The organism is Burkholderia reimsis (genome assembly GCF_003294055.1).
In the GTDB taxonomy this organism is placed as follows: Bacteria; Pseudomonadota; Gammaproteobacteria; order Burkholderiales; family Burkholderiaceae; genus Burkholderia; species Burkholderia cepacia.
On sequence record NZ_QMFZ01000031.1, the window covers coordinates 1 to 25,779 of the forward strand.

Below are 25,779 nucleotides of genomic sequence, written 5' to 3' on the forward strand. Positions count from 1 at the left end.
CGCGGAATCTGCACCCCCCCGAATCCACCACCCGCCCAAGGACTCGACACCCGCACCCAGCACGACGAATCCTGATTGCTTTGCCCATACCGATCCCAGCGGAATTGCAGCTTCACGCGCCCATACTGATCGGTCCAGATTTCCTCCCCCGGCGGCCCGACCACGGTGGCCGTCTGCGGCCCGTTGGTGCGCGGCCGCGGCGTGTCGCGCGGCGACCGGTAAGGCAGGCTCGACGGCTGCACGAGCATCATCGTCTGATGCACGACAGCCTCCGCGCCCTGGTCGCTCGCATACGCGTTCTCCTGGAAGCGGTACTGGCACCGCACGATCAGGTATTCGCGGTTCTGGTCCGCACGCGGACAATGCGCCAACGTGAACAGGTAACCCGGCGCAGCACCACGCACATCGGTATCGGCACTCGCCCGCTCATGCTCAGCCTGCTGCTCCTCGAGCCGCACGCGGCTGTAATGCGCACCGGGCGCATCGTCGCGATACCCGCCCGGCCACTCGAACGACGCGAAGCTATCGTGATCATGACCACGCGGATCGACCTTCTGCGACGAAAGATCGGCGCGCGGCTTCGTGTAGTCGTAGTCGGTGGTCTGGTGCTTGCCGACGCTCACTTCCTGCGCGGGCAGCCAGCCGTCGATATGCTCCTCGTCAGCGATCGCGGTGCGGTCACGCGCGATGTACGGAATCGTCTCGTAGCCGGGCAGCGCCGTGTGCGACGACATCGCGTCGCTGAGCATCAGCGTATGCGTGTCCTCCGCATGGCGGAACCAGTAATAAATGCCCTCGAACTCCATCAGCCGCGACACGAACGCGGCGTCGGTCTCGTTGTACTGAACGCAGTAATCGCGCGGCACATACGTCTCCGCCAGGTGGCTCTCGATCGGAAAGCCGTACGTCGACAGGACCTCCTGCACGATCTCCGGCACGGTCTTGTTCTGGAAGATCCGGCAATCGGAGCGGCGCGTCGCGAGCCACAACCAGGGCCGCACGATCAGCTCGTAGCCGTAGTACCTTTCGGCGCGCCGGCCGGCGAGCGACGCGCGCGCCACGATGCCGTTCAGGTAGCGCGTCGACAGGTCCTGCTGTTCGATCCGGACCGTCACGGGTTTCCCGAGCATGTTCTTCAGCGACAGGTTGTGACTGTCGGCGAGCGCCTCGATCCGAAATTCGAACAGCCGGCCGAGTTCGTCGCTGCCATCGAGCGTATGGAACTTGAGGTCGTCGCCGTGCGGGCTGTCGAGTGTGAATACGCGATTCAAGTCGTTTCCTCCTCGTCGAACCGGTAGGCGAATTCGCCGTCGGCCGCGCCCAGCTCGATCGACGACAGCGTGCGGCCTTCGAGCGTCGCCTGCAGGATCGCGCGGCCGATGCGCGGCATCACGGTATGCGTGAGGATCGCGTCGACCATCCGGCCGCCGGACTCGATCGTCCGGCAGCGCTCGACGACCAGCGCGGTCGCCGCGTCGGTGCAGCGCAGCCGGATGCCGTGATGCGCGTCGATCCGTTGCTCGATCCATCGCAATTGCAATGCGACGATGCGCGCAAGCGTCGCGTCTGTGAGCGGGTAGTACGGCACGACGGTCAGCCGGCCGAGCAGCGCGGCGGGAAACACGTCGAGCAGCGGCGCGCGCAGTGCATCGGCGAGCGTCTGCACGTCGGGCAGGCGCTCGGGATCGCGGCACAGCTGCATCACGCGCTCGGCGCCGACGTTCGACGTCAGCAGGATCACCGTATGCCGGAAATCGATGTCGCGCCCTTCGCCGTCCTCCATCCAGCCCTTGTCGAACACCTGGAAGAAAATCTCGTGCACGTCGCGATGCGCCTTCTCGATCTCGTCGAGCAGCACGACGCTGTACGGGCGCCGTCGCACGGCCTCGGTGAGCACGCCACCCTGCCCGTAGCCGACATAGCCGGGCGGCGCGCCCTTCAGCGTCGACACGGTATGCGCCTCCTGGAATTCGCTCATGTTGATGGTGATCGCGTTGTGTTCGCCACCGTACAGCGTGTCGGCCAGCGCGAGCGCGGTTTCGGTCTTGCCGACGCCGGACGGCCCGCACAGCAGGAACACGCCATGCGGTTTCTTCGGGTCGTCCAGCCTGGCGCGCGCGGTCTGGATGCGCTCGGCGATCAGTTCGACCGCATGCTTCTGGCCGACGACGCGTTCGCCGAGCGTATCGGCGAGCTTCAGCACGGCCTGCGTTTCGTCGCGCACCATCCGGCCGAGCGGAATGCCGGTCCAGTCGGCGACGACGGCGGCCACGGCGTGCGTGTCGACGGCGGGCAGCACGAGCGGCGCATCGCCCTGCAGGTCGGCCAGCGCCTGCTGGGCGGCCGACAGACGGGTTTGAGCGGCGACGCGTGCGTCGGCGTCGAGCACATGCGACGGGTCGTCGTCGAGCAGCAGCGCGCGGGCATCGACGATCGCTGTCAACGCGTCGCGTTCGGTCTGCCAGCGCGTGTCGAGCCGGTCGAGTTCGGCATGGGCGGCGGCGATGTCGTGATCGATCGCATCGCGCCGCGCGGTATCGCCGGTGCCGAGCGCGCATTCGCGCCCGATCCGCTCCTGTTCGACGCGCAGGCTGTCGATGCGGCGGCGCGCATCCTCGACCGGCGCGGGCACCGCGTGCTGGCTGACGGCGACGCGCGCGCAGGCCGTGTCGAGCAGGCTGATCGCCTTGTCCGGCAACTGGCGGGCGGGAATGTAACGGTGCGACAGCGTGACGGCGGCCTGCAGCGCGTCGTCGAGCACGAGCACGCGGTGATGCGCCTCGAGCTTCCCGGCCAGGCCGCGCAGCATCGTCAGCGCGGCGGCCTCTTCCGGTTCGTGCACGTGCACGAGCTGGAAGCGTCGCGTCAGCGCCGGGTCCTTCTCGATGTACTGCTTGTACTCGGACCACGTGGTCGCGCCGATCGTGCGCAGCAGGCCGCGTGCGAGCGCGGGTTTCAGCAGGTTCGCGGCGTCGCCGGTGCCGGCCGCCCCGCCCGCGCCGACGAGCGTGTGGACTTCATCGATGAACAGGATCGCCGGCCGCTCGGACGACATCGCTTCGTCGATCACGCCGCGCAGCCGGCTCTCGAACTCGCCCTTCACGCTCGCGCCGGCCTGCAGCAGCCCGATGTCGAGCAGGTACAGCGCGACGTCGCGCAGCGACGGCGGCACGTCGCCGGCGGCGATCCGCAGCGCGAAGCCTTCCGCAACGGCCGTCTTGCCGACGCCGGCCTCGCCGACCAGCAGCGGGTTGTTCTGCCGGCGCCGCAGCAGGATGTCGACGATCTGGCGAATCTCGGCGTCGCGCCCGACGACCGGGTCGATCTCGCCGGCCCGCGCGCGGGCGGTCAGGTCGACGGCGAAACGTGCGAGCGCCGGGCCGTCCGAGGCGCCGGCCGCGCCGCGCATCGCCGTGCCGCCGCCCGGCGCCGCTTGCCCGGCCGGCGGCGCCTCGGGCGAGCCTTCGACGATCGATTCGAGCGCGTCGGCGAGCACGTCCGGCACGATGCGCTCGAATTCGCGCGTGATCGCCAGCAGCACGTTGCGCAACTGCGGCGTCTTCAGGATGGCGAGCAGCAGCACCGCGCCGCGAATGCGCGTCGCGTCGTACTTCAGCGTCGCGTATACCCACGCACGTTCGACGGCGTCGTCGATATGCACGGACAGATCCGACACCGAGCCCGCGCCGCGCGGCAGCTTGTCGAGCGCGGCGACGAGCCCGCGGTCGATCGCGGTGTCGTCGATCGCGAAGTGGCGCAGCACGCGCGGCAGGTCGCCGTCGGGCCGTTGCAGCATCTGCTTGAACCAGTGCGCGAGCTCGACGTACGGATTGCCGCGCAGCCGGCAGAAGCCGGTCGCCTGCTCGAGCGTCTCGTAGAGGAACGGATTCAGTTTTCCGAACAGGTTGACGCGGCCGATATCGGACATGACGGTTCCCGTTTAGGCGGTTTCGCGATGAAGGGGGGCGCCGGTGCGCCGCACGTCGTAGCGGACGACGAGGTCGCGCGCGGGGCCCGGTTCGAGCCGCTGCCCGAGCCACGCGGTGCGGCCGATGCCCTGCGGTGCGCCGAGCGCGATCGCCGGCACCGCGTCGGCCGCCAGTTCGAGCAGCACGTCCCAGTCGAACTCGATGCCGACGTATTCGCGCACCCAGTGCGCGAGCTGCCGGGCATGCGGGCCGCCCGGCAGGAAGCGGCGGTACGCGTCGAGCGACAGCGGGCCGAGCACGATCCGGAAGCGCGACTGCGCATCGCGCACCGCGATGCCGAGCGCGACGGCGCCCAGCCGCAACGTCGGCCGCGTCGCGCGGATCGTGCAGCGCTGCGACCGCTCGATCGCGACCCACTGCGGCACGTGCTCGACGATGCGGGCCTCGACACCGAAATGCCGGCGCAGGATCTGCACGAGCCCTTCCGGGTTGCGCGTGTGCCGGACGAGATGGCCGGCATGGAAATAACGCGCATGCGGCGCGAGCGTGTCGGCGTCGGCATGCGCGGCGGGATCGTGGTCGTGTGCCGCGCGCCCGATCAGGCTCGCGACATACCCGTCGAAGCGCGCGCGTTCCGGGCGATCGAGGCTCACCGTCGGCTGCGCGTCGGCCCACGCGCGGTAGAACAGCAGGATCAGGCGGTGATGAAACAGGTCGGCGAACGCGGCAAACGTCGGGTCGTCGTGCTGCGCGGCGCGTTCGTGCGCGTATTCGGTCAGGTGCGTCGGCAGCGGCCCGTTCGGGCCGAACAGCCCGAATCCGTGAATCGCAATGCGCGGCGGCACGGTGCCGTCGTCGGACACGCCGGCGAGCATCGACGCCGCGAACGCGAGCGACGGTCGCTGCCCGAGCCGCACCGGCTCGTCGCGCGGCCGCGTGGCATGGCCGAGCGGCGCGCGGCCGGGCGACAGCGCATCGAGCCAGCGCAGCGCCTGGAACAGGTCGTAACCGTGCGGCGCGGCACGCAGGCGCGCCCACCACGCGTCGCGGCGTGCGGCTTCGGTGGCCGTTCCGGCACGCGGAGACATGTCGCGCTTCATATCGCGGGCCGCCTGCCGACACGCGCCGGCCAGTGCGCGAGCGTGCCGCGCTGCGCGCTGGTCAGCACGCATTCGGCGAACGCGTTGATCGACACGTGGCGCGCGAAGAACTGTTCGAGCACCGAGCCGAGCAGGAACGGGCTGTCGCCGGAGAACGCATGGTCGTCGACGGTCACGTCGACCTGCACGCCACGCCCGAACATCAGGGGGCCGGACGCGGGCAGCCGGCGGAACACCGGCGAGAACGCCACGCGCAGCACGCCGTCGATCTGCCGGCGCATCGCGGCATCGGCCGGGTCGGCGTGCAGGCCGAGCAGTTCGCGCAGCGCATGCGCGCCCTCGTCGTCGTCGAGATCGGTCAGCGTGTGACGTGCGAGCCCGAGATGGCGGATCAGCCGCCACGCGGTTTGCGCGTCGGCGATCGGCGGGCGCGGCCGCGACGGGCCGCGGATCGCGACGATGCTGTCGACCGGGGCCGACACGCGCAGCGTGAACGTGTTCGCATCACCGGGCGGCTGCAGCAGCACGAGGTCGCGGTTCGTGCACAGCGTGTCGGCCGCCAGGTAGCGCATCGTCTCGTCGTATGGCGCGCACTGGCTGTCGACGAGCGACACGTAGGTCTCGCTGCCGACGTAGCCGGTGCGCGTGCCATTCGCGCGCGCCTGGGCGGAGACGAGCCGCGGTTCGCGCCGCACCGTGTAGTACGCGCCGTGGTTGCCGTCGTCGCTGGCGAACGACGCGTGAAACGGCCGGAATTCGCGCGACTGGCAGTCGTCGCGCTGCTCGCTCGCGAGGCGCTGCACCGCATAGACCTCGTAGTCGAGCGGCCGGCTGCGATCGACGGCGACATGGTGTTCGCGCGCACCCGGCTGCAACTGGATACGATCGGCGCGGCGCGCGAACAGGTTCACGGCCGGCGTGCAGTTCAGCGCGAGATGGCGCGCGCCGACGGCCGCTTCGAGTGCCGCATCGTGACGGTCGAACAGCACGGTCAGTTCGAACTCGTCGCCGGTCGCGCGTGCGAGCGCGGCACGCAGCCCGCCGATGCTGAAGAACAGGAAACGCGCCGGAAACGCGAAATACTCGCGCAGGAGCCGGTAGCCGTGGAAGCTGCGGCCGTCGTCGGGCAGGATCGCCTGCGCGGGATCGAAACCCTCGTGGACGATCGCGTCGGCATCGAGCGTATGCAGCCAGCGCGGCGGCTGCGCCGGGTCGTGGCACACGACGCCGAGCGCATGGGCGGCGATCAGTTCGAGCAGATGCAGCGCGTCGCGCTCGGGGCCCGCGAGATGGAACATCAGCCGGTCGAGCGGCAGTTGCGACAGTCTGGCGCCGCCGCGCGCCTTCAGCCGGATGCGCAGCGCACCGCGCACGTCCTGCCGTGCGGCGACGACGCCGCGCGGCAGCCACGACGGTGCGCCGGTGACGCTCGCATCGGTCAGTTCGAGCGGCCACAGCGTCAGGTCGTGCGCGGTACGGAATTCGCACGCGGTCTGCTCGGACGCGGCCGGCCGCGCACGCAGCGCCGTGCCGGCCGGCAGCCGCCAGCCTTGCGCGAGGCTGCCTTCGTTCAGCATCGGCGCGAACCGCACGATCGCCATCGACGGCAGCGGCGCGACATAGCCGGGATACACGGCATCGAGCAGCGCCTGCGTGAAGCGCGGAAACTCGGCGTCCATCTTCAACTGCACGCGTGCGGTGAGGAAGCTGAAGCCTTCGAGCAGCCGCTCGACGTATGGGTCGGGCGGCCCCGATTCATTGAGCCGCAGCCGCGCGGCCACCTTCGGGAACTGCTGCGCGAATTCGCCGCCGAGCTCGCGCAGGTACGCGAGTTCACGGTTGTAGTAGTCGAGCAGGCGCGTATCCATCGCGTCAGGCTCCCGCCACGGATTGCAGCGACATCGCGCCCGTCTCGAGATCGAGGTCGGAGCGCAGCACGAATTCGAGCGGATGCGGGATCGACCACAGCGTGCCGCGAATCTCGAACAGCAGCACGTTGTGACGCCGTTCGCCGGCGCGGCCGCCCGGCGCATCGGTCACGCTGCGGACATCGATGCTGTCGGGCGCGATGCGCGGTTCGAAGCGGACGATCGCGTCGCGGATCGACGCCTCGACCGACATCCGCTCGACGCCCGACATCGGTTTGCCGACGAGCGGCCGCATCCCGTAGTTGAGCACCGACGCCTGCGCATGCGCGAACGCCGGCCAGTCGACGAAACCGTCCTCGGCGTTGCGCGTGTTGAGCAGCCATGCGAGATCGCGCAGCACGGCTGCACGCAGGCGTTCGGTGCCGATCCACTGCGCGCCGGGCGCTTCGCTCGCGCGCTGCGGCGTGTCGTCGGTGAGCCGGTCGAGCAGCGCGGGCTGTAGCCGGTCGCGCAGGTTGCCCTCCCGGCCGTCGCGGGTTCGCGGGTCGTCCATGGTCGTCTCCGCGCCGTCACATCTCGGTGTTTTCCTTGATGTTCCAGCCGACGGTCACCTCCGCGCCCTTGCCGCCGTTGTCGTTCTGCTGCCAGTACTGCTTCTTCACCTTCGCGGCCTGGAAGCCGTAGTGCATCATCAGCCGGTCGGCGACGTCGCCCGGATCGATCCCCGCGACCTGCGCGGACGTGACGAGCACCTCCTGCAGCGTCACGCGCATGAACTCGACCTGCGTGCCGCCCGTCTTGCACGCGGAGATCTCGACCGACGACAAATGCTTGCCGTTCGCGCAGTTCTTGATGATCGCGGGTGCCCCCTTGTCCATGTACGCGGCGACGACCAGATCGTTGAAGCTCGCCTTGCCCGCGTTGCCGCCGCTGCCGCTCGCCATTGCGCCCGGCTGGCTCGCGCCCCACGTGAACGACTGGATGTCGGTCCAGCCCTTGTGCTGCGCGTCCGCCGATTCGCCGGTCACGCCGTCCACCTTCATAAACATTGCCACGCCCATAACCGTCTCCGTTTCAGTGCGATGTCAGGATGAATGCCGCGTTGAAGTCCAATCGTTGCGTGTGCCGCCGCTCATTCGTTGGCCGCCTTCGCGGTCGGCAGCCGCGAGATGAGCCGCAGCGACACGGTGAGCCCTTCGAGCTGGTAATGCGGCCGCAGGAAGAATTTCGACGTGTAGTAGCCGGGGTTGTCCTCGACCTCGTCGACCACCACCTGCGCGGCCGCGAGCGGCTTGCGCGCCTTGGTTTCCTGCGACGAATTGACGGGGTCGCCGTCGACGTAGTTCATGATCCAGTCGTTCAGCCAGCGCTCCATGTCGTCGCGTTCGCGGAACGAGCCGATCTTGTCGCGCACGATGCACTTCAGGTAATGCGCGAAGCGGCAGCACGCGAACAGGTACGGCAGGCGGCCGGACAGGCGCGCGTTCGCGGTCGCGTCGGGATCGTGATACTCGGCCGGCTGGTACAGCGACTGCGCGCCGATGAACGCCGCGAAATCCGAGTTCTTCCGGTGCACGAACGGCATGAAGCCGTTCTTCGCGAGTTCGGCCTCGCGGCGGTCGCTGATCGCGATCTCGGTCGGGCATTTCTGGTCGACGCCGCCGTCGTCGGTCGGGAACGTGTGGCTCGGCAGCCCTTCGACCGCCCCGCCCGATTCGACGCCGCGGATCGACGAACACCAGCCGTACTGCTTGAACGAGCGGTTGATGTTCGCGGCCATCGCGTACGCCGAGTTCGCCCACGTGTAGCGGTCGTGGTTCGCGGCGTCGGTGTCTTCCTCGAAGTCGAATTCGTCCACCGGGTTGGTGCGCGCGCCGTACGGCAGCCGCGCGAGAAAACGCGGCATCGCGAGCCCGATGTAGCGCGAATCCTCCGATTGCCGCAGGCTGCGCCACGCCGCATATTCGGTGTTCTGGAAGATCTTCGTCAGGTCGCGCGGGTTCGACAGCTCCTGCCACGAATCCATCTGCATCAGCTCCGGCGACGCGCCGGCGATGAACGGCGCGTGCGCGGCCGCCGCGATCTTCGACAGCTCGCCGAGCATCTCGACGTCGGGCGGGCTGTGGTTGAAATGGAAATCGCCGACCAGGCAGCCGAACGGCTCGCCGCCGAACTGCCCGTATTCCTCCTCGTAGATCTTGCGGAACAGCGGGCTCTGGTCCCACGCGACGCCCTTGTAGCGTTTCAGCATCCGCGCGACTTCGTTGCGCGACGCCGGCAGCGCCTTGATCTTCAGCAGCTCGTCGGTCTCGGTGTGCGTGACGAGGTAATGCAGCCCGCGCCATGCACCTTCGAGCGTCTGAAACTCGTTGTGATGCAGGATCTGGTTGATCTGCTCGGACAGCTTGCGGTCGATCTCCGCGATGATCTGCTTCACGCTGCCGTATGCGTCGGTCGTCATGCCGACCGTATGTTCGAGCGCCTGCTGCGCAAGCGTGCGCACCGCGCGCTCGACCGATTCGCGCGCCTCGGCCGTCTTCGGCTTGAACTCCTTCTGCAGCAGCGCCGCGAATTCGTCGTGCGCGACGGCGGGTTGCGCGGCGTCGCGCGCATCGGCGCGGGACTGGACAGGATCATTCATCGCGGGCCTCCGGTTGGGTCGCGTCGCCGCTCTGCGCGCTCGTGTGCGGTTCGCGCACGAGCGTCTTCAGCAGGTCGGGGTCGTTGATCGCGCGTTCGATCAGTTGTTCGGCACCGTGCTTGCCGTCCATGTACGACAGCAGGTTCGACAGCTCGGTGCGCGCCTCCAGCAGCCGGCGCAGCGCGTCGACGTTGCGTGCGATCGCGGCCGGCGAGAAATCGTCGATCTGCTCGAACGTCATGTCGACGTTGAGCATCCCTTCGCCCGTCAGTGTGTTCGGCACCTGGAACGCGACGCGCGGCGCGATCGATTTCATCCGCTCGTCGAAGTTGTCGACGTCGATCTCGAGAAACTTGCGCTCCGGCAGGTCCGGCAGCGGCTCGGCGCGCTTGCCCGCCAGGTCCGAAATCACGCCCATCACGAACGGCAGCTGCACCTTGCGTTCGGCGCCGTAGGTCTCGACGTCGTACTCGATCTGCACGCGCGGCGCCCGATTGCGCGCGATGAACTTCTGTCCGCTGCCCGCCGCCTTGGTTCTGTCCGTCATCGTCCACTCCTTCACATCGATCAGGTTGCGCAGTCCGTCGTTGCCGCCCGCATGGCGGTTTCTTTCGTTCGGTTCATTCGTTTGATTCGCTTCGCTCGCCGCTCAGCAGGTCCAGCTTCGCGAGGCTCTCCGGCGCGAGGTCGCGGATGATTTCGTAGAAGTCGAGCGCGAGCAGCCGCTGCGCGCGCCGCAGCAGCAGCGGCGCCGGGTGGCTCGGTTCGTGCTGCTCGAAATAGCGGCACATCTTGTCGAGACCGATGCGCACGTCGTCGCGGCTCGTGATGGCGGCTTCGCGCCACGCGTGGGCGTTCGGCATCGGCGTCGACGCAGCGGGTGCCGAGACGGCCTGCGATGCGTCGCCGGGAACGGCCTGCTGCGTGTCGGGCGACACCGGTTGCGGCTCGGGTAGCGGCACCTCGCGTGTGATGCGCCGCAGCGCCCTCTCCGCGTCGCCTTCGTCGGGTGCCCATTCGCGGCCCAGCTTGTCGGTCACGCACACGCGGATCGCATCCAGCGCGTGCAGTGCCGCGCGCGCCGCGTCGAGCGGCGTCGTGCCGTCGCCCGACGCGGCCGACAGCGCGGCCAGCAGGCTTTCGCGGCTGCCGGTCGCGGGGCTGCCGATGTCGTCGCGGCCATCGAGCAGCCGTTCGGCGTCGCGCACGCTCGGCCCGCCTTCGAACAGCGGCTGGCGGCGCGCCGCGCGCGCGCAGTCGTGTGCGCCGGCCACGTCGGCGAGCGCGTTCATCCGCGGTGTCGGGTCCGGTTCGCCGTCTGCGTCGAGCCGCGGATGCAGGGTGTCCCAGCGGTGCTCGAGCAGGTTCGCGACGAGCGCGAGCGCGTCCGCATAACCGGGGATGCCGTGCTGCTCGGTCCAGCTTCGCACGAGACAGGCGATCACGCGCAGGTCCTTCGTGCGCGCGGACAGCGCCAGCGCGAGCCGCTCGACCGTGCGCCAGTCGGGCGCTTCGGCCGGGATCACGGTGTCGCCGTATTGCTGCTCGGCGCGCGGCGTCGCACGCTCCTGCAACTGCAGGAACTCGGCGTCGTATTCGAGGTTCGCGCCGCACGGCGCATCGGGCGCGACATCCGCGAGCAACGGGCCGATCAGGCCCGCGCGCGGCGTCGCCGGGATGCCGGGCGGCACCGCTGAAAATGCGGCGGCGGCCAGCGCCGCCTGGCTGACGTCATTCGAATGCATAGTCGATGTTGACCGGTTTGCTGCCGAAATCGATCGCCACGGTGCGGTGCAACGGCGGCAGCGAGCCGTTGCGGATTTCGATCACGTAGACGCCCGGCGTCAGCGATACCGAACGCAGCGGCGGGCTCGCGCCGCGCCGCGCGCCGTTCACGTAGACGTCGCCCCAAGGCCGCACGTTGAAACGCACCTGCACGGTTTCCTGCGCCTTCGGCGCACGCGGCTGTTGCTCGGCGGGCAGCGCGGTCACGGCGGCGACGGGCATCTGGCTGTCCGGCGGTTTCGGTGCCGGGGATGGCGTCGTCACCGGCGGTACGGCGGCTTCCGACGGCGGCACGTTGACGATGCGCTCCGACGCGTCGAGGCTGCCGGCGGGCGCGATGGCGGGACTGGCGCCGGCCGGCGGCGGGGCCGCGTTCGTCACGGTGGTCGCCACCTGCGGCGCGGGCGCGGCGGCCTCGACGGCCGGCGCGCTGGCGGGCTCGGCGGCGACGCGTGGCGGCGCAACCTGGGCAGACGATCCGGCCGGCAGGCTGGACGGCGGCACGACGATCGGAGTCGGCCCCTGCTGGGCCAGTGTGGCAGCCGGCGTGCTCGCGGGCGGCGACGTGCCGGCCTGCTGCTGGCTCGCGACGGGCGCGGGCTCGTCGGCCACGCGGGCAGGACGCGACAGATAGGTCGCGGCAAGGCCGACGGCGATCAGCGCAACGACCGCGCCCCCGGCGTAGACCGGCAGCCGGCGCTTGCGCGATCCGGCGGGGGCCTGGCCGAGCTGGGCGCCGGTCGGCACGGAAGCGCCGCCTGACACCGCCGACGACGATGCGGCGGGATACGGTGCGGTTGTACTGGCGGCACCGGCACCCGCACCGGCACCGACGCCAGCACCAGCATCTTCACCCGCGAACGTGACCGCTTTCACGGAACCCGCCGCACCACGCGCGCCGATCTCCGTATCGGGTCTTGCGGATCGCGCACTGGCTTCGTCGTGCGTGTCGGTTCGTGCTGCGGCCGGTTCTTTCGCGCGTTCGACGTTTCCATTCGGCGCATCGGATTCAACCGGTTTCGCGGCCGGCCGGGACGCATGCGATGCGGAAGCTGCGAGCGCTCCCGCAGCCGCCGTGGCGGCTGCGCCTTGCGTGGCCGCTTTCAACGTCGAAGACCCATCATCGGTTTCCGGCTTGCCGTCCGACACACCGGGCGATGCGGATGCCGTGTCCGTGGGCGTCGATACAGGGCCCGCACCCGCCTGCGTTGGCAGCCGCGCGTCCGGCGCAGCGCTACCCGAAGCGGTCCCACCCGCACCGATCGAAGTCGCTGCCGCAGCCGACTGGGTACCGGCCTCGACAGAAGCCGCCCCCTTGTCTCCCTCGCCCCTGCCCGCATCGCCCACGGGCGGCACCGCGTGCGCGCCATACCCGCTGCCGGTCCGGTCGAAGTCCCGCAACCCGAGTTCCGCCGCGAATGCCGCGACCGATTCCGGCCGGTCCGGAATCCGCAACTGCAGCGCATGATCGACGGCCGCGAGAAAAGCCGGGCTGTACACCTCGCCGGCCGGCAGTTCACGCGACGCGAGCGGCCGGTACGTGTCCTTGATGCTGCGCACGACGGCCGCGGGCGGCAACTCGCCGGTGATCATCGCGTGCATCACCGCGCCGAGCGCATAGAGATCCGTCCACGGCCCCTGGCTGAACGCGGGATCGTCGGTGTATTGCTCGATCGGCGCGTAGCCGGGCTTGATCATCATCGCGCCGTCGTCGACCAGATCGCCGATCCGTTTGCGCGCCGCGCCGAAGTCGAGCAGGATCGCGCTGCCGTTCGGGCGGATCAGCACGTTGTCGAGCGCGACGTCGCGATGGAAGCACTGCGCGCGATGCAGCGTGTCGAGCGCGCCGAGCAGCGCGCCGACGATGTTGCGCAACTGCGTCTCGCTGATCCGCATCCCGCCGTCGAGCAGCTGCTTGAGCGTGCGCCCCTCGTAGAACGGCATCACCATGTACGCGGTGCCGTGGCTTTCCCAGAAGTGCAGGACCTTGACGAGCCCCGGATGGTCGAATTGCGCAAGCAGGCGCGCTTCGTTGAGGAACGCGCCGCGCCCCGCGTCGAATGCCTGCGCGAACCGCTCGGAGCGCAGCGATACCGTATAGTCGCCGCCGCGCGTGGCCAGCATCGACGGCATGTACTCCTTGATCGCGACCGCGCGCCGCAACGTGCGGTCGAACGCGCGATAGACGATCCCGAAGCCGCCGATGCCGAGCACCTCGTCGAGCTGCAATTCGCCGAGGCGATGGCCGAGCGGCAGCGGCCGCACCGTGAATCCGGATGCGTCGCCGCGTGTCGCCGTGTCGTGCTCGTTGTCTCTCGATCCAGCGTCCTTCATCTCCACCACCTCTCGAAACCGCGTCCTTTCCGCCCGCCGCCGCGCCCGGCGGCCCGCCGTCCTTCTGTCCGGCCGCTAACCGCCGCCGAACAGCGTCAGGAACAGCGCGTTGTCGGGCGTGCCCGTGTGCGCGTGCGTGCGCAGCGGCGATCCGTCCGCGCGATTGGTCCACCAGAAACTGGTGCCGCCGTGCGGATCGAAGTAACCGGACAGCCCCGGCCATGCTGCCGGCGCCGTGCGGTCCGGCAGCGCCGCCGGCATACCATCGACGATGTCCGCCGCGTCGCGACCGACGCCCGGTGCGAGCCGCACGCGTTCGAGCGTCCGCTCGAGATCGCCCGGCGCGCGGGCATGGCGGATCGCGTCGAGCAGCGCCTGTCCGACCTGCCAGTAGAACGCGTCGGCGGCGTCCGGCAGCCCGTTCCAGTAATCGGCCGCACGCATCGGCAGCGTGACGATCACCGGGTAGTAGCGCCCCACGCGGTCGCAGCTCGGCGCGAGGCAGCCCGGCTGCACGCACGACGCGCCGGCGCCCGCCGGGATCAGGAAATTCCAGACCGGCGCGACCGTGTAATGGCGCTCGATCTCGTCCGCGCCGCGCTGGCGCATCGCGGCCATCCCCTGCTGGAGCCAGCGCTCCCACCACAGCGCGAGCGCATGCGGCAGCCGGCTGTTCACGAAGTCGCCGGCGCCGGGAATCTTCCCGTACCAGGCCGGCGCATCGCCGTCGGTACGCGTGAACGGCGGTGTCGGGCTCATGGCTTCGGAGGGCATGTAAAGGACTCCATCTGGGGCAGCCTGAACGGGTTGCGGACACTGCCCGCATTCACTTGCAGCACGATCGGTTTGCCGTCGACCGTGAAGCGCGCAATCATCTGGTCGGAGCCGCGCCCGGCCGATACGGCCGCGCGGTCGAACAGCCGGTGCAGCGCCCACGGCCCGTCGGTCGAGAAGCCGTCGGTCGCGCCGGCCTGGCCCGACACCTGCAGCCGCACCTGGTTGCTGCCGCGCGGGCCCGGCCAGTCCACCGCGCTCTGCACGAGCGGGCCGTGCGCGTAACGGACGATCTGCCCGTCGACGTCGAGCACCATCTCCGTGATCGACGGGTCCATTTCGAGCGGCTGGATCTGCACCTTCAGCTGCGCGGTGCGCGCACCGCCGCCGAAATAGGCGTCGCGGATCACCGCCGCCTTCTCGAACGACGCCAGCATCGCGGCGGCCGATGGATCGGCGTCCGCATTGCGGTTCGCGAAGCGCCACGGGTGCGACGTCGTATCGACGATCGACTGCAGGTTCTTCTGGAAGAAGTCGTCCATCAGGCCGCCGGGTGCGAACATCTGCGCGAAATCCGCCGGCGCGACGTCACGCGACGAGCCGCGCGCGAACGGATAGCGCCCCGCGATCGCCTGCCGGCAGAAGTCGCCGACGTTCGCGCCGGCCCGCGTCGCGACGCTGCGCTGCTCGACGGTCGCCACGCTGCCGTTCGCGACGTTCGACAGGTCGTCGAGCACTTCGCGGAACGGCGTCGGCAGGCGGCCTGCCTGTGCGCGCAGCTTCGCCGGCGCGTCGGACGGCGGCGGCTGCGCGCCGCTCCTCAATGCGTCGTCGGTGGCCGTCAGGTAGGTGTACAGCGCGTCGATCGACTTCAGCACGTCATTGAACGCCTGCGCCTGGTCGCCGCTGCCCGGCGCGAACGTGCGCAACCCGGCGAAGTGGCTGTCGACGATCTGCTCGGCGCTCGCGGGCGCCGCGGCGGACGTGTTCGCATCGCTTCCCTGGCTCGCGAAGATCTGCGACAGCGAGCTGCGTGCCTCGTCGACCTTGTCCTGCGCGCGCGTGGCGAGATTGCGCGCCCCGCCGCCCGGTGCATCGCCGAGCGCCGTGTCGCGCGCGAGCGCGACCATCAGCCGCGTGAGCGGCGAATCGGCGGACGACAGCGCGCGCGCCACCTGGATGCTCTGCGAGAGCGTCGCGGTGCGCTGCAGCTTGATGTCGGCGAGATAGTCGTCCCAGATCTTCAGATAGTCGTTCAGGTAGAGCTGGCGGATATCGCGGGCCCACGCGGCCGCGTCGTTCGGCCCGGGAATCTCGGAGAGCCCGAGGTTCAGCACCCACACTTCCTCGCGCCCGTAGGCGTCGACCTCGCCGGCCAGGCGCGGCGCGAACACGTTGCGATAGCCGTTGCGCGTATAGAGGCCCGGCACGCCTTCCGACAGCGGCTTGCCGCCCTGGCGGCGGAACACCAGCGATGCGTCGGGGCCGACCGCGCGCGCGACGCTGAAGTCGAACGCGGCGGTGGCCGGCCGCAGCGTCAGCGTGAGCTGCCGGTACAGCCGCTGCGAGAACGGCACCTGCCGCAGCCGGTCGCGCACGTCGGCCACGAGCCGCTCGTTCATCGGATACGGCGACACCGCGACGCGGCCGCCGAACAGCGCGGCGAGATGCGCACGCAGCGCGGTGCGTTCGGCCGGCGAGAAATCGGGCGGCAGCGCGCGTTCCATTTCGAGATCGACGACGGCCTGCACGAACGCAGGATCGTAGTGCGCGCTGTCGTACAGCATCAGGTACGCCTTCAGCGCCGCATACGCGAATTCGGTCTCGTCGGGCCGCGCGTCGCGCAGCGCGGCCTCCATCCGGCTCGCGGCGATCGGCAGCAGCACGTCCTCGAGCGCGCGCCGGTACACGGCATCGACGGCCTCGCCGATCTTCTCGCCCTGGAACAGCCCCCACCGGTACGCGAGCGGCGGATGCTGCAGGTCGACGCCGCCGGTATTCGCAAGGCCGCCGAGCGCGTCGAGCACGGGCAGCAGGCGGGCGACGTCGGCCGCATCGGAGAATTTCGCGCCGGCAATCTGCGCATCGACGGCCGGCACGCGCGCGCCGATCTGGTCGAGATACGCGCGATTGTTCGAATAGCTGCGCAGCCAGGCGGCCAGCATGGCCACGCACACCAGCGCGAGCAGCACGTAGCCGGCGATCTGCAGCACGCGCCGCTTCTGATGCCAGCGCAGGTCGCTGCCGGCGAGCGAGGCTTCGCGGAAGATGTGCTCCTGCAGCAGCGACTTCAGGAAGAAGCTGCGGCCGCTCGAGCCGACCTGCGCGACCGGCGGCACGCCCTCGATCTTCAGGAAGCGCTTGATGCCGCTCATCACGCGATCGAACGCGGTGCCCTCCTGCGTGCCGCTCGTCAGGTAGACGCCGCGCAGCATCGGCATCGGTTCGTAGCTCGACACGGAAAACACCTCGGCGACGAACTGGCCGAGCATGTCCTGCAGGTCGGCGATCTGCTGCGGCAGCAGGTACGTCATCTCGCGCTGGCGCGCGTCGGTCTGCGCGGCGAGCAGTTCGGGCAGACCGTCGTTCAGCCGCTGGTGCAGCAGCCGGTATTCGCGATCGAATGCCGCACGCAGGTCGAAACCCGGCGCCTCGCTTTGCGCGAGCGGGAACGTGAAACCCCACACCTGCGCGCATTCCGCGCGGCCGTAGTTGCCGAAATACTCGGCGAAGCCCGCGAGCAGGTCGGCCTTCGTCACGAGCAGGTACACGGGAAAGCGGATGCCGAGCTGCGCGCGCAGTTCGAGCAGACGCTTGCGCAGCACCATCGCGTGCTGGGTGCGCTCGGCCTCCGACGCGCCGAGCAGGTCGGCCACGCTGATCGTCAGCATCGCGCCGTTGAGCGGCTGGCGCGTGCGGTACTTCTTCAGCAGGTCGACGAAGCCTTTCCATTCGGCCTCGTCGAGCGCGCGGTTGCCCTCATGTGTCGTATAGCGGCCGGCCGTGTCGATCAGCACCGCGTCGTTCGTGAACCACCAGTCGCAATGCCGCGTGCCGCCCACGCCGCGAATCGCCGCGCGGCCGAACTGCTCGGCGAGCGGAAAACTGAGCCCGGAATTCACGAGCGCGGTGGTCTTGCCCGAGCCCGGCGCGCCGATGAACACGTACCACGGCAACTGGTACAGATACTGGCGCGACATCCGGTCGAACCAGCGCGGCAGGCCCTTGCGCACGGTGTCGGCCTGCCCGAAGCGGACCTTCTTCAGCAGCGTCGCGGCTTCGTCGAAGCGGCTGCGCAACTCGTCGAGCTGCGCTTTCGCCGGATCGTCGGCGGTGGCCGGCCCGGGCGCCGCCTCGCGCAGCTGGTTCAGCAACTGCGCGTTGAGCCGGCCGGCGCGCCAGCTGCGCCACGCGACGCGCGCGCCCCACGCGATGAACAGCACCGCGATCGTCAGCCCGCGCGCCCAGCTGCTTTCGAGCGGACGGACCTCGGCGAACGCGAACAGCGGGCCCGCGAGCCACACGAAGCATGCGAGCACGACGAGACCGGCGAAGGTCCAGATCTCCCGCGACGGCAACGGCCGGACGAAACGCGCGACAGCCTGGTTCATGTCAGTTGGCCCCCTGCGTTGCGCTCGCGCCGACGGCGGCACTGCCGGGCGCCGGCAGCAGCGTGATCTCGACGCGCCGGTTCAGCGCGCGATTCGCGGGCGAATCGTTCGGCGCGACCGGGTCGAGCGTGCCGCGCCCTTCCGCCGCGAGCCGTTCCGGATGGTCGAGCCGCGCGGCGATCATGCCGCGCACGGCTTCCGCGCGTTCGCGCGACAGGTCCCAGTTCGACGCGAAGCGCGCGGTATGCACGGGTGTGTCGTCCGTGTAACCGGTCACGCGCACGTTGCCGGGCACCTTGTCCAGCGCATCGGCCACACGGGCGAGCACCGGCACGTAGCGGTCGATCACCGACGTCGAACCCGACTTGAACAACCCGTCGCCGCGCAGCACGATCACGCTGCGATCGGCGGCGTCGCGCACCGACACGAGGCCGGCCGCGATCTCCGGTTCCAGGAACTTCGCGATGCGCGGGGCCGGTGCCGCGCGCGGCGGCGCTTGCGCGGGCTGCAGCTTCGGCACGTGCAGCGCGTCGATCGACGCGAACAGCCGGTCCGAATGCCAGGCGAGCGCGATCCGCAGCCCGACGAACACACCGAAGCCGATCAGCAGCGCGAGCGCCACGCACACCCACAGCGGCACGACGAACCGGCGCGCGACATCGCGCGTGACGACGTCGCGCCAGTGCGGCGACAGCGCCGGCTCGAATTCGCCGCGCACCGAGCGGATCGTGAGCGCGAGCTGGTGGCGCAGCGCGTCGAGCTGCGCATGGCCGTTGTCGAGCACGCGATAACGGCCCTCGAAGCCGAGCGCGAGACAGAAATACAGCAGCTCGAGCAGGTCGAGATGCTGGCGCGGCTGCTGCGACAGGCGTTCGAGCAGGTGGAAGAATTTCTCGCCGCCCCAGGTCTCGTTGTGGAACGACACGAGCAGGCTGTGCGACGACCACACGCTGCCGCCCCATGGCGTCAGCGCGGCCGCCTCGTCGAGCGCCGTGCACAGGCAGTAGCGCGCGCCGATGATCGCTTCCGACGGCACGCCGGCCTCCTGCGCGCGCGCCTCGAACTGCCGGATCTCGACCACGAGATGCTCGCGCAGCCACGCGGGATTCGGGTGGTGGACGGTCGAACGGATCTGCGGCACGAGGTTGAGCAACGGATTCGCGGCCGCGACGAGCGGGTTCGTGCCGCTCGCGGCCCAGCGCCCGGGGCGCGGCTGCGTCGCGGTCGGGCCGGCCGCGCCCGCCGCGGCCGGATGCGTGCCGCCCGGATTCGGCGGCACGAATCCGCCTGCGCCGGGGGAGATCGAATCGGAGGAGGAATTCATCGCGTCGCCCCGCCCTCACCCGCGTATCGCCCAGAACTCCATCGAGAGTCCAGGGAATTCGCCGGCGAAATGAAAGGCGAGACCGCCGGAGCGCGCCAGCTGCTTCCACAGGTCGCTGCCCTTGTCGATCTCGAAGTACGTATGGCCCGCGTGATACGGGATCTGCCGCGGCGCGACCGGCAACTGGCGCATCGTGATGCCCGGCAGTTGCAGCTGCACGAGATCGCGGATCCGCTCGACCGGCCCGAGCTTGGCCTGCGCGGGAAAACGTGCGCGCAGGCTGTCGGCCGGTACGTCCGCGCGCACCGCGAGCACGAAGCCGGCCGTGTCGCGCAGCACCGGGTCGGCCAGCGTCGCGACGCGGATGCCGTTGCCCGCATCGCGCAGCTCGATCTGGATCGCGTTTTGCTCGAGCACCGTCGACAGCGACCGCCGCAGTTCGGTCATCAGCTCCGCGAAGCTCGTGCGCAGGTCGTCGTGCACGTAGACGGCGAGCGACTGCGGGCGCCGGCCGGCCGCCGTGAACGTGCTCAGGTCGCACGCGAGCTTCAGCCAGTCGCAGAACAGCGCCTCCGGATGCGTCGACACGTGCTGCTGCGCATGCCAGGTCAGCGCGAGATAGCGGTTCACGAGCTGCAGCAGCAGGAAGTCCGCGACTTCCGACACGCCGCCGCGCCCGGGCTCCGACAGCCGTTCCGCGAGCGCTTCGCTGCGTTGCGTGAGCAGCCCGTGCAGCTCGCGTGCGTAGGCCAGCAGCACGGCGTCGTGCTGCGCGACGAGGCGCGGCGGGATGTAGCCCTCGTCGACCAGCAACCGCGCATCGGTGCGCCGCTCGACGATCCGTGCGACGCCGAGTGCGTGCCAGTCGCCGGTCAGCTCGGCTCCGAGCATCAGCCGCACGTTCAGGCGCCCCGTCTGCAGCAGTGCGGGACCGAGCGCGACCGCGTTCGCGTCGGCCACTTCGTATTCGCGCACGACGTAGCGCGCGACATCGGCGCCGCCGTTCGTGCCGCTCGTACCGTTCGCTCCGTTCGCCGCATGGCCTCCGCCCGCACCGAACGACACCTCCTCGCCGCCGCCGCGCCACAGCGGCAACGCGAGCACGACGAGCTGGTCCTTCGCGTCGGCCGGCACGTCGAGCGGTTCGGGAAGATCGTCCGGATGGGACAGGTCGAACGGCGTGCCGTCGCGCATCACGCCCGACGCGGTGCGCAGCGCGACCTTGCCGAGCGCCAGTTGCTCGCGGTCGAGCTCCAGCGTGTCGAAACCCCAGAAGAAGCCTTGCAGCGGGAGGCAGCGCAGCGCGACGTAGCGTTCCCAGTGCCGTTCGAGCTGCTGGAAATGCTGCGGCCGCAGGAACATCCCCTCGGTCCACACCACCCGCTGGCGGAGCGCCGCGACCGGTGTCGCGGACATCGTCGGTTCGGTCATGGGCGCCCCTTCGCATCGTTCAGTGCGAGGCCGCCGTTGCGCACCGCGATCGACAGCTTCAGCTCGCCCGGCGACGTCTGCCAGAACTTGTAGAGATTGAGCTGCTTCGCGCGCGGCAGCGGCACCGTCAGCCGCCAGCGGTTCTTTTCGAGCATCCGGTATTCGGCAACCACGCCGATCGCGCCGGCCTCGACGTTGCCGCGATAGTGCAGCGTGCGCGACTCGCCCGGCCGCAGGATCACGCGATCGGTGCCGAGCAGGTCCCCGCCGAGCACGTTCTCCGGCTTGTCCTGCAGCGTGAAGAAATCCGCGCTGTCGAACGACGATGCCGCGCGGAGCTGGAACACCTTCAGCACGATCGGCGCAGGCTTGCGGTTCGGGTCAGGGTTGACGTCGGGCGCAACGTCGACCGTGATCGCATACGGCACCGCCGCGGCGTGCTCCGTCGCGCCGCACCCCGGCAACAGCATCACGCATCCCCATACGATGAAACTGCTCGACCGCCATTGCATATTCCACCCTCGCCACCCAATAGCCGTTCGCCGGTTTTCGACCACGAAACCGGATGATCCGATTGAAAAAGGGACAATTAATTGATCGGTAATTGTGTAATCCGTATATCCATCCATCGCAATCTGTATCGGCAAATTGTTCTTGTAAAAAGCCGGGTCATATCATTCATGGATTTTTAAAATAGATTTGTCGAGATAGTGGTCAATTCAGAATTGGGGTTGATGAATTAATGGCAAAAATCAATCCGACCAGTTCGCCATCGCGGCCCGGTTCTGTGGCGTGGACACCTGTCGGATGGGCTCGGGGCGCAAGCCGGCCGGGCACCGGGCAACGGACGCTCAGCGGCGCTGACGGTGTGCCAGGCTATTCGTTTCGCACGAACGGACGGCCCGTTTTTTCGTGCATTGACGTGCGCTGACCAAACAACTGACGAATCCGAAAAACACAGCGAACTATAGGCCGTTTTTCCGGATTCACAAGCACTGAAATTCGTAGTCGATTCTGCATTCACGTGGAAATGGAATGGCCAAATGAAACAAAACGTAACAGGCGATTCCGTATCGATGATTCGCACTAGAATCCAACAGCGCTTGTGTGGCACCTTCCAATTACGCCAATTCCTGATTTCAATAATGAAAGGTCGTTCATCGCTCGTTCTTTTCCTCGGCGCATTGTTGCTGGGGGCCGGCGGGTGCAGTACGTCCCCGACCCGGTCGGCTGCACGCGCGACGGTCGACAGCGCGCGCGTCGCGTACGACAGCGGCGACTACGGGCGCACGATCGCGCTGCTGAGCCACGCGAAGGAAATCGACGGCGCCGACACCGACACGCAGGTTGCCGCGCACAAGCTCCTCGCGTTCAGCTATTGCGTGACGAACCGCATCACGCCTTGCCGCGCCGAGTTCTCGAAAATTCTCGACCTCAACCCGCGCTTCGACTTGTCCCCTGCCGAGAAGGGACATCCGATCTGGGGGCCCGCGTTCGAATTCGCGCGCCGCAGGCATGCGTCGTCGTCCTGAACGAACCGGCCTGCGCGCGAGCACTTCACCGAGCGACGTATGACATGCAACTGATCGTGATCGAACATGCCGGCGAGCCGGTCGAAAACGACTCCTACGACGCCGTCGTGTTTCATCCGCCGGGCGGCACCATCGGCCGGGCCAGCGACAACCATCTCGTGTTGCGCGACGACACGCGGCAGATTTCGCGGCTGCAGGCGCTGCTGCAGGTGGGCGACGACGCCTGCCTGCTGAAGAACCTGAGCAGCGTCTCGACGATCGAGGTGAACCGCGAGCCGGTCGGTTATGCGCAGGAGCGCGCGCTCAACACCGGCGACATCATCCGCATCGGGCCGTACGTGCTGCGCGCCGAACGTGACGACGGCGGCGACGGCGTCGATGGCGGCCACGCACCGGTCATCGACATGGCGACCGATACCGGCATGCGCGTCGATACGCAAGCGCAAGCGCAGGCGAACGCCCGGGCGGCAGCGGCACCCGCGCAACCGTCGTCATCGCGTATCGATACGAAAGGCGCCGGCAACCGGCTGTGGGGGCTCCTCCAGGATCGTCTCGCACCGCGCGGCAAGGCGGCGGACGCCGCTACGCGGCCGGGCGGCCCCGCACGGACGGGCGCCGCGCAGCAGGCCGCACCGCCCGCGCCGTCGCAGCGCGACCTGCACCAGCTGTCGACCGATCCGCTCGACCTGTTCGCGCAGTCGTCGGGAGACCTCGGCGCAGCGGGCATGGCGGCGCACGCCGATCGCGGCAACGCGGATCGCGATGCGTCATCCGCGACGCAGGCGGATCACGCGCCCGAGTGGACGCAGCACGTGCGCGTGCAACCGGCCGCCGCGCGCACCGATACGCGGCCGGCCGACGATCCGGCGCAGCATGCGGCGCCGCATGCTGCGCGCGCGCCGACCCCCGACGAACTGTTGAGCGCGTTCTTCGAAGGCGCGGGGCTAGACACCGCCGCCGAATCGCATCAGTGGTCGGCCGAGCAGCTGTTCATCGCGGGCCAGTTGCTGGCGCTGTTCGCGAACGGCACGGTCGAGCTGCTGTCGTCGCGCAGCATCCTGAAGCGCGAGGTGAAGGCGCACATGACGATGCTGCTCGATCGCGAGAACAATCCGCTGAAGCTGCTGCCCGACGGCGGCGCCGTGCTGCGGCAGATGTTCGGGCTGCCGCTGCCGGGCTTCATGTCGCCGCAGAGCGCGGTCAGCGACGCGTTCCAGGATCTGCACGCGCACCAGATCGGCATGGTCGCGGGCATGCGCGCGGCGTTGATGGACCTGCTGACGCGCTTTTCACCGCAACGCCTGCGCGAGCGCGACGACGCGACGCGCTGGTACGAGAAGCGCGTGCCCGTGCTGTACAAGGCGAGGATGTGGGATCGCTACGCGGCGACCCATCGCGACACGGTGTTCGCGATCGAGGACGATTTCGCGTCGGTGTTCGGCAAGGCGTTTCTGGCGGCTTACGACGCGGAAGTGGAAAGCTATCGCGGCAGCGGCCGGCATTGAGCGTCGTACCGCGCGCCCGCCATCGATCGCGGACGACGGGTGCCGGCGGAGGCGTCAGGTGGCCGCACTACACGACGCGACCTTGTTTCGCCCCGTTTCCTTCGCGTGGTACAACGCCTCGTCGGCTGCCTTGATCACCGACTCGACCTCCCCTTCCTGCCCGGGCGCCCAGCTTGCCACGCCGATGCTCGCGGTGACGCGCCCGAATTCGCTTTCCGCATGTTCGATCGCCAGTCCGTCGATGGCTGCGCGAATCCGTTCGGCGATCTCGGTCGCGCCCGTCGCCGGCGTATCCGGCAGGATCACGACGAATTCCTCGCCGCCATAGCGGGCCGCGGTGTCCGCCGGGCGCCGGATGTTGTCGCCGATGCATCGTGCGACCGCCGCCAGCGCGTCGTCGCCGGCCTGGTGGCCATACGTGTCGTTGTAGGCCTTGAAGCGGTCGACGTCGACGAACAGCAGCGAAAACACCGATCGGGCACGGCGCGCGCGGCGCCATTCGAGCTCCAGCACCTCCCCGAACGAGCGGCGATTGTTGAGCCCGGTGAGGCCGTCGGTGCGCGCGAGCATGACCAGCTCGGATTCGGCGCGCATCCTGCGCCGCAACTGCGAGCCCAGCATGAAGGACAGCACGATGAACGCCACGCCGAAGGTGGCGACCAGCGCGCCGATCGTGATGGCCCGGTGCCGCCACGCGGCGTAGATGTCCTGCTCCGCCTCGGCGACCATGATGATCAGCGGCAGGTGCGGCAGCGTCTTGAAGTAGTACAGGCGGCGCACGTTGTCGATCGTCGAGGTCTCGACGAACGAGCCTTCCGGCGCCGTCATGAAGTGGCGAAACGTTGCCGCCTTGCTGATGTCGCGACCGATGGTGCGCACGTCGTACGGCTGGCGCATGAACATGATGCCGTTCGTGCCCACCAGCGAAATCGCGCCGTGCGAGCCGAGCGCGAGGCCGGCGAACAGCGTGTGGACATACTCGAGATTGACCGCGATCATCACGATGCCGGCGAACGAGCCGTCCGGGTTCGACACGCGGCGCGTCAGCGCGACGCTGAGCGAGCCGCCACGCAGGCGGGACGCATAGGGATCGCTGATGTAAAGCCCGACGTCCGGATTGTCGCGGTGAACCGTAAAGTACTTGCGGTCGCCGAAATTGCCCTGGCGCGGCACGTCGTTCGCCGAATCCAGGATGATGTTGCCGGCGGAATCCAGCACGAGCATCGAGCCGAGAAAATTCGCCGTCATCGCGTGATCGAACAGGATGCCGCGCCGCAAGGCCGGCGATGCGGCCATGACGTCCGGCCGCTGGAGGCCCTGGATCACCGCCTCGAGCGACAGGCCGTACAGCTCGATGTTGCGTTCGATGTCGCGCTCGGCGACGAGCGCCAGATTCCGCGACGTCTCGCGCGCGCGATCGAGCGCATCGTGACGGCTCTGAAACAACTGCAACACGCAGAGGCCCATCAGCGCGCACGCTATCAAGGTCCCCGCCAGCACAACGTAGTACGGCGCTGCCGCCCGCGGATGCATCCGTGTCCTCTCAGATTGGCCCGGCGCTGACGCACCGGTCGTTATGGTTTGTTCTGAATAACCTATACCAAAAAGTACGGCTTCCGGGTACGAGGTGCAGTCCTGACTTGTCGGGTGGTGTACGACCTGACATGAGCGGTGTCGAGCGGATCGTGCTCCGCTCGGCCGGCACAGGGTGTCGTCGCTCGTTCACCGACGCGCGTCGCGTGGTCTGGCGTGTGGTGCTGTCGATGACGGAATCGAAACAATCCATCCGCAGCGGTACGCGTATTGAAATTCCCGTCAGGTTGCCATGCGAATGCACGGCCGGCGGGAAAACCGGCGGGAGAGCGGGCATGCCGTTGCGCAGTGCGCAACGCGAGTGCCGCCCGGCCCGCGCCGATCGCGCGCGCCGCGCCAACGGCGCCGCGCA

At 69.1% G+C, this 25,779-nt stretch carries 18 protein-coding genes; 2 read left to right on the forward strand and 16 right to left on the reverse strand.

Annotation, left to right across the window (positions count from 1 at the left end; all coding sequences use genetic code 11):
- The 15 genes from tssI to tssJ all read right to left on the reverse strand — a co-directional run.
- Positions 1–1,271, reverse strand: a 1,271-nt coding sequence (gene tssI, locus DPV79_RS29410) for a type VI secretion system tip protein TssI/VgrG (RefSeq protein ID WP_113047123.1), incomplete at its 3' end; no start/stop codon positions are given.
- Positions 1,268–3,928: a type VI secretion system ATPase TssH gene (tssH, locus tag DPV79_RS29415; RefSeq protein WP_113047124.1), complete on the reverse strand. Its 2,661-nt coding sequence runs from the start codon at positions 3,926–3,928 to the stop codon at positions 1,268–1,270. The genes tssI and tssH, both read right to left, overlap by 4 nt.
- A gap of 12 nt (positions 3,929–3,940) precedes the next feature.
- The gene (gene tssG, locus DPV79_RS29420) at positions 3,941–5,017 is read right to left on the reverse strand and encodes a type VI secretion system baseplate subunit TssG (RefSeq protein ID WP_244321829.1); all 1,077 of its coding nucleotides are present in this window, start codon (positions 5,015–5,017) and stop codon (positions 3,941–3,943) included.
- Between the two features lie 8 nt (positions 5,018–5,025).
- A complete protein-coding gene (gene tssF / locus DPV79_RS29425; RefSeq protein ID WP_113047125.1) occupies positions 5,026–6,897 on the reverse strand; it encodes a type VI secretion system baseplate subunit TssF in 1,872 nt (623 codons plus the stop codon).
- Between the two features lie 4 nt (positions 6,898–6,901).
- A complete protein-coding gene (gene tssE / locus DPV79_RS29430) occupies positions 6,902–7,450 on the reverse strand; it encodes a type VI secretion system baseplate subunit TssE (RefSeq protein WP_021157089.1) in 549 nt (182 codons plus the stop codon).
- 16 nt (positions 7,451–7,466) lie between these two features.
- On the reverse strand, positions 7,467–7,958 hold the full coding sequence (locus tag DPV79_RS29435; protein ID WP_027791618.1) for an Hcp family type VI secretion system effector: 492 nt from the start codon (positions 7,956–7,958) through the stop codon (positions 7,467–7,469).
- A gap of 71 nt (positions 7,959–8,029) precedes the next feature.
- The gene (gene tssC, locus DPV79_RS29440) at positions 8,030–9,538 is read right to left on the reverse strand and encodes a type VI secretion system contractile sheath large subunit (protein WP_059707537.1); all 1,509 of its coding nucleotides are present in this window, start codon (positions 9,536–9,538) and stop codon (positions 8,030–8,032) included.
- The gene (tssB, locus tag DPV79_RS29445) at positions 9,531–10,085 is read right to left on the reverse strand and encodes a type VI secretion system contractile sheath small subunit (protein ID WP_059677885.1); all 555 of its coding nucleotides are present in this window, start codon (positions 10,083–10,085) and stop codon (positions 9,531–9,533) included. The genes tssC and tssB overlap by 8 nt, the downstream gene beginning before the upstream one ends.
- Before the next feature lie 73 nt (positions 10,086–10,158).
- Positions 10,159–11,283, reverse strand: coding sequence for a type VI secretion system protein TssA (gene tssA, locus DPV79_RS29450; protein ID WP_113047126.1), 1,125 nt, complete (start codon positions 11,281–11,283; stop codon positions 10,159–10,161).
- Entirely contained in the window at positions 11,270–13,657 is a 2,388-nt protein-coding gene (locus DPV79_RS29455; protein ID WP_113047127.1) for a serine/threonine protein kinase, read from the reverse strand. The genes tssA and DPV79_RS29455 overlap by 14 nt, the downstream gene beginning before the upstream one ends.
- A gap of 75 nt (positions 13,658–13,732) precedes the next feature.
- Positions 13,733–14,431 (reverse strand): type VI secretion system-associated protein TagF, encoded by a 699-nt coding sequence (tagF, locus tag DPV79_RS29460; protein WP_104768556.1) that lies wholly within the window; start codon positions 14,429–14,431, stop codon positions 13,733–13,735.
- Positions 14,413–18,042, reverse strand: a complete 3,630-nt coding sequence (tssM, locus tag DPV79_RS29465) for a type VI secretion system membrane subunit TssM (RefSeq protein ID WP_113047128.1) — start codon at positions 18,040–18,042, stop codon at positions 14,413–14,415. Before tssM ends, tagF begins: the two co-directional genes overlap by 19 nt.
- Before the next feature lies 1 nt (position 18,043).
- Entirely contained in the window at positions 18,044–19,366 is a 1,323-nt protein-coding gene (locus DPV79_RS29470; protein WP_113047129.1) for a DotU family type VI secretion system protein, read from the reverse strand.
- Positions 19,367–19,381: 15 nt separating this feature from the next.
- Positions 19,382–20,797 (reverse strand): type VI secretion system baseplate subunit TssK, encoded by a 1,416-nt coding sequence (gene tssK / locus DPV79_RS29475; RefSeq protein ID WP_113047130.1) that lies wholly within the window; start codon positions 20,795–20,797, stop codon positions 19,382–19,384.
- On the reverse strand, positions 20,794–21,309 hold the full coding sequence (gene tssJ / locus DPV79_RS29480; protein ID WP_113047131.1) for a type VI secretion system lipoprotein TssJ: 516 nt from the start codon (positions 21,307–21,309) through the stop codon (positions 20,794–20,796). Before tssJ ends, tssK begins: the two co-directional genes overlap by 4 nt.
- Positions 21,310–21,942: 633 nt before the next feature.
- Here tssJ and DPV79_RS29485 point away from each other — a divergent pair.
- Positions 21,943–22,329: a TssQ family T6SS-associated lipoprotein gene (locus tag DPV79_RS29485; RefSeq protein ID WP_113047132.1), complete on the forward strand. Its 387-nt coding sequence runs from the start codon at positions 21,943–21,945 to the stop codon at positions 22,327–22,329.
- Positions 22,330–22,373: 44 nt separating this feature from the next.
- Positions 22,374–23,834, forward strand: a complete 1,461-nt coding sequence (tagH, locus tag DPV79_RS29490) for a type VI secretion system-associated FHA domain protein TagH (protein ID WP_113047133.1) — start codon at positions 22,374–22,376, stop codon at positions 23,832–23,834.
- A gap of 54 nt (positions 23,835–23,888) precedes the next feature.
- Here the strand turns inward: tagH and DPV79_RS29495 are convergent, their stop codons facing one another.
- Complete coding sequence (locus tag DPV79_RS29495) at positions 23,889–25,367, reverse strand: sensor domain-containing diguanylate cyclase (protein ID WP_059853754.1); 1,479 nt, start codon at positions 25,365–25,367, stop codon at positions 23,889–23,891.
- Between the last annotated feature and the right edge of the window lie 412 nt (positions 25,368–25,779).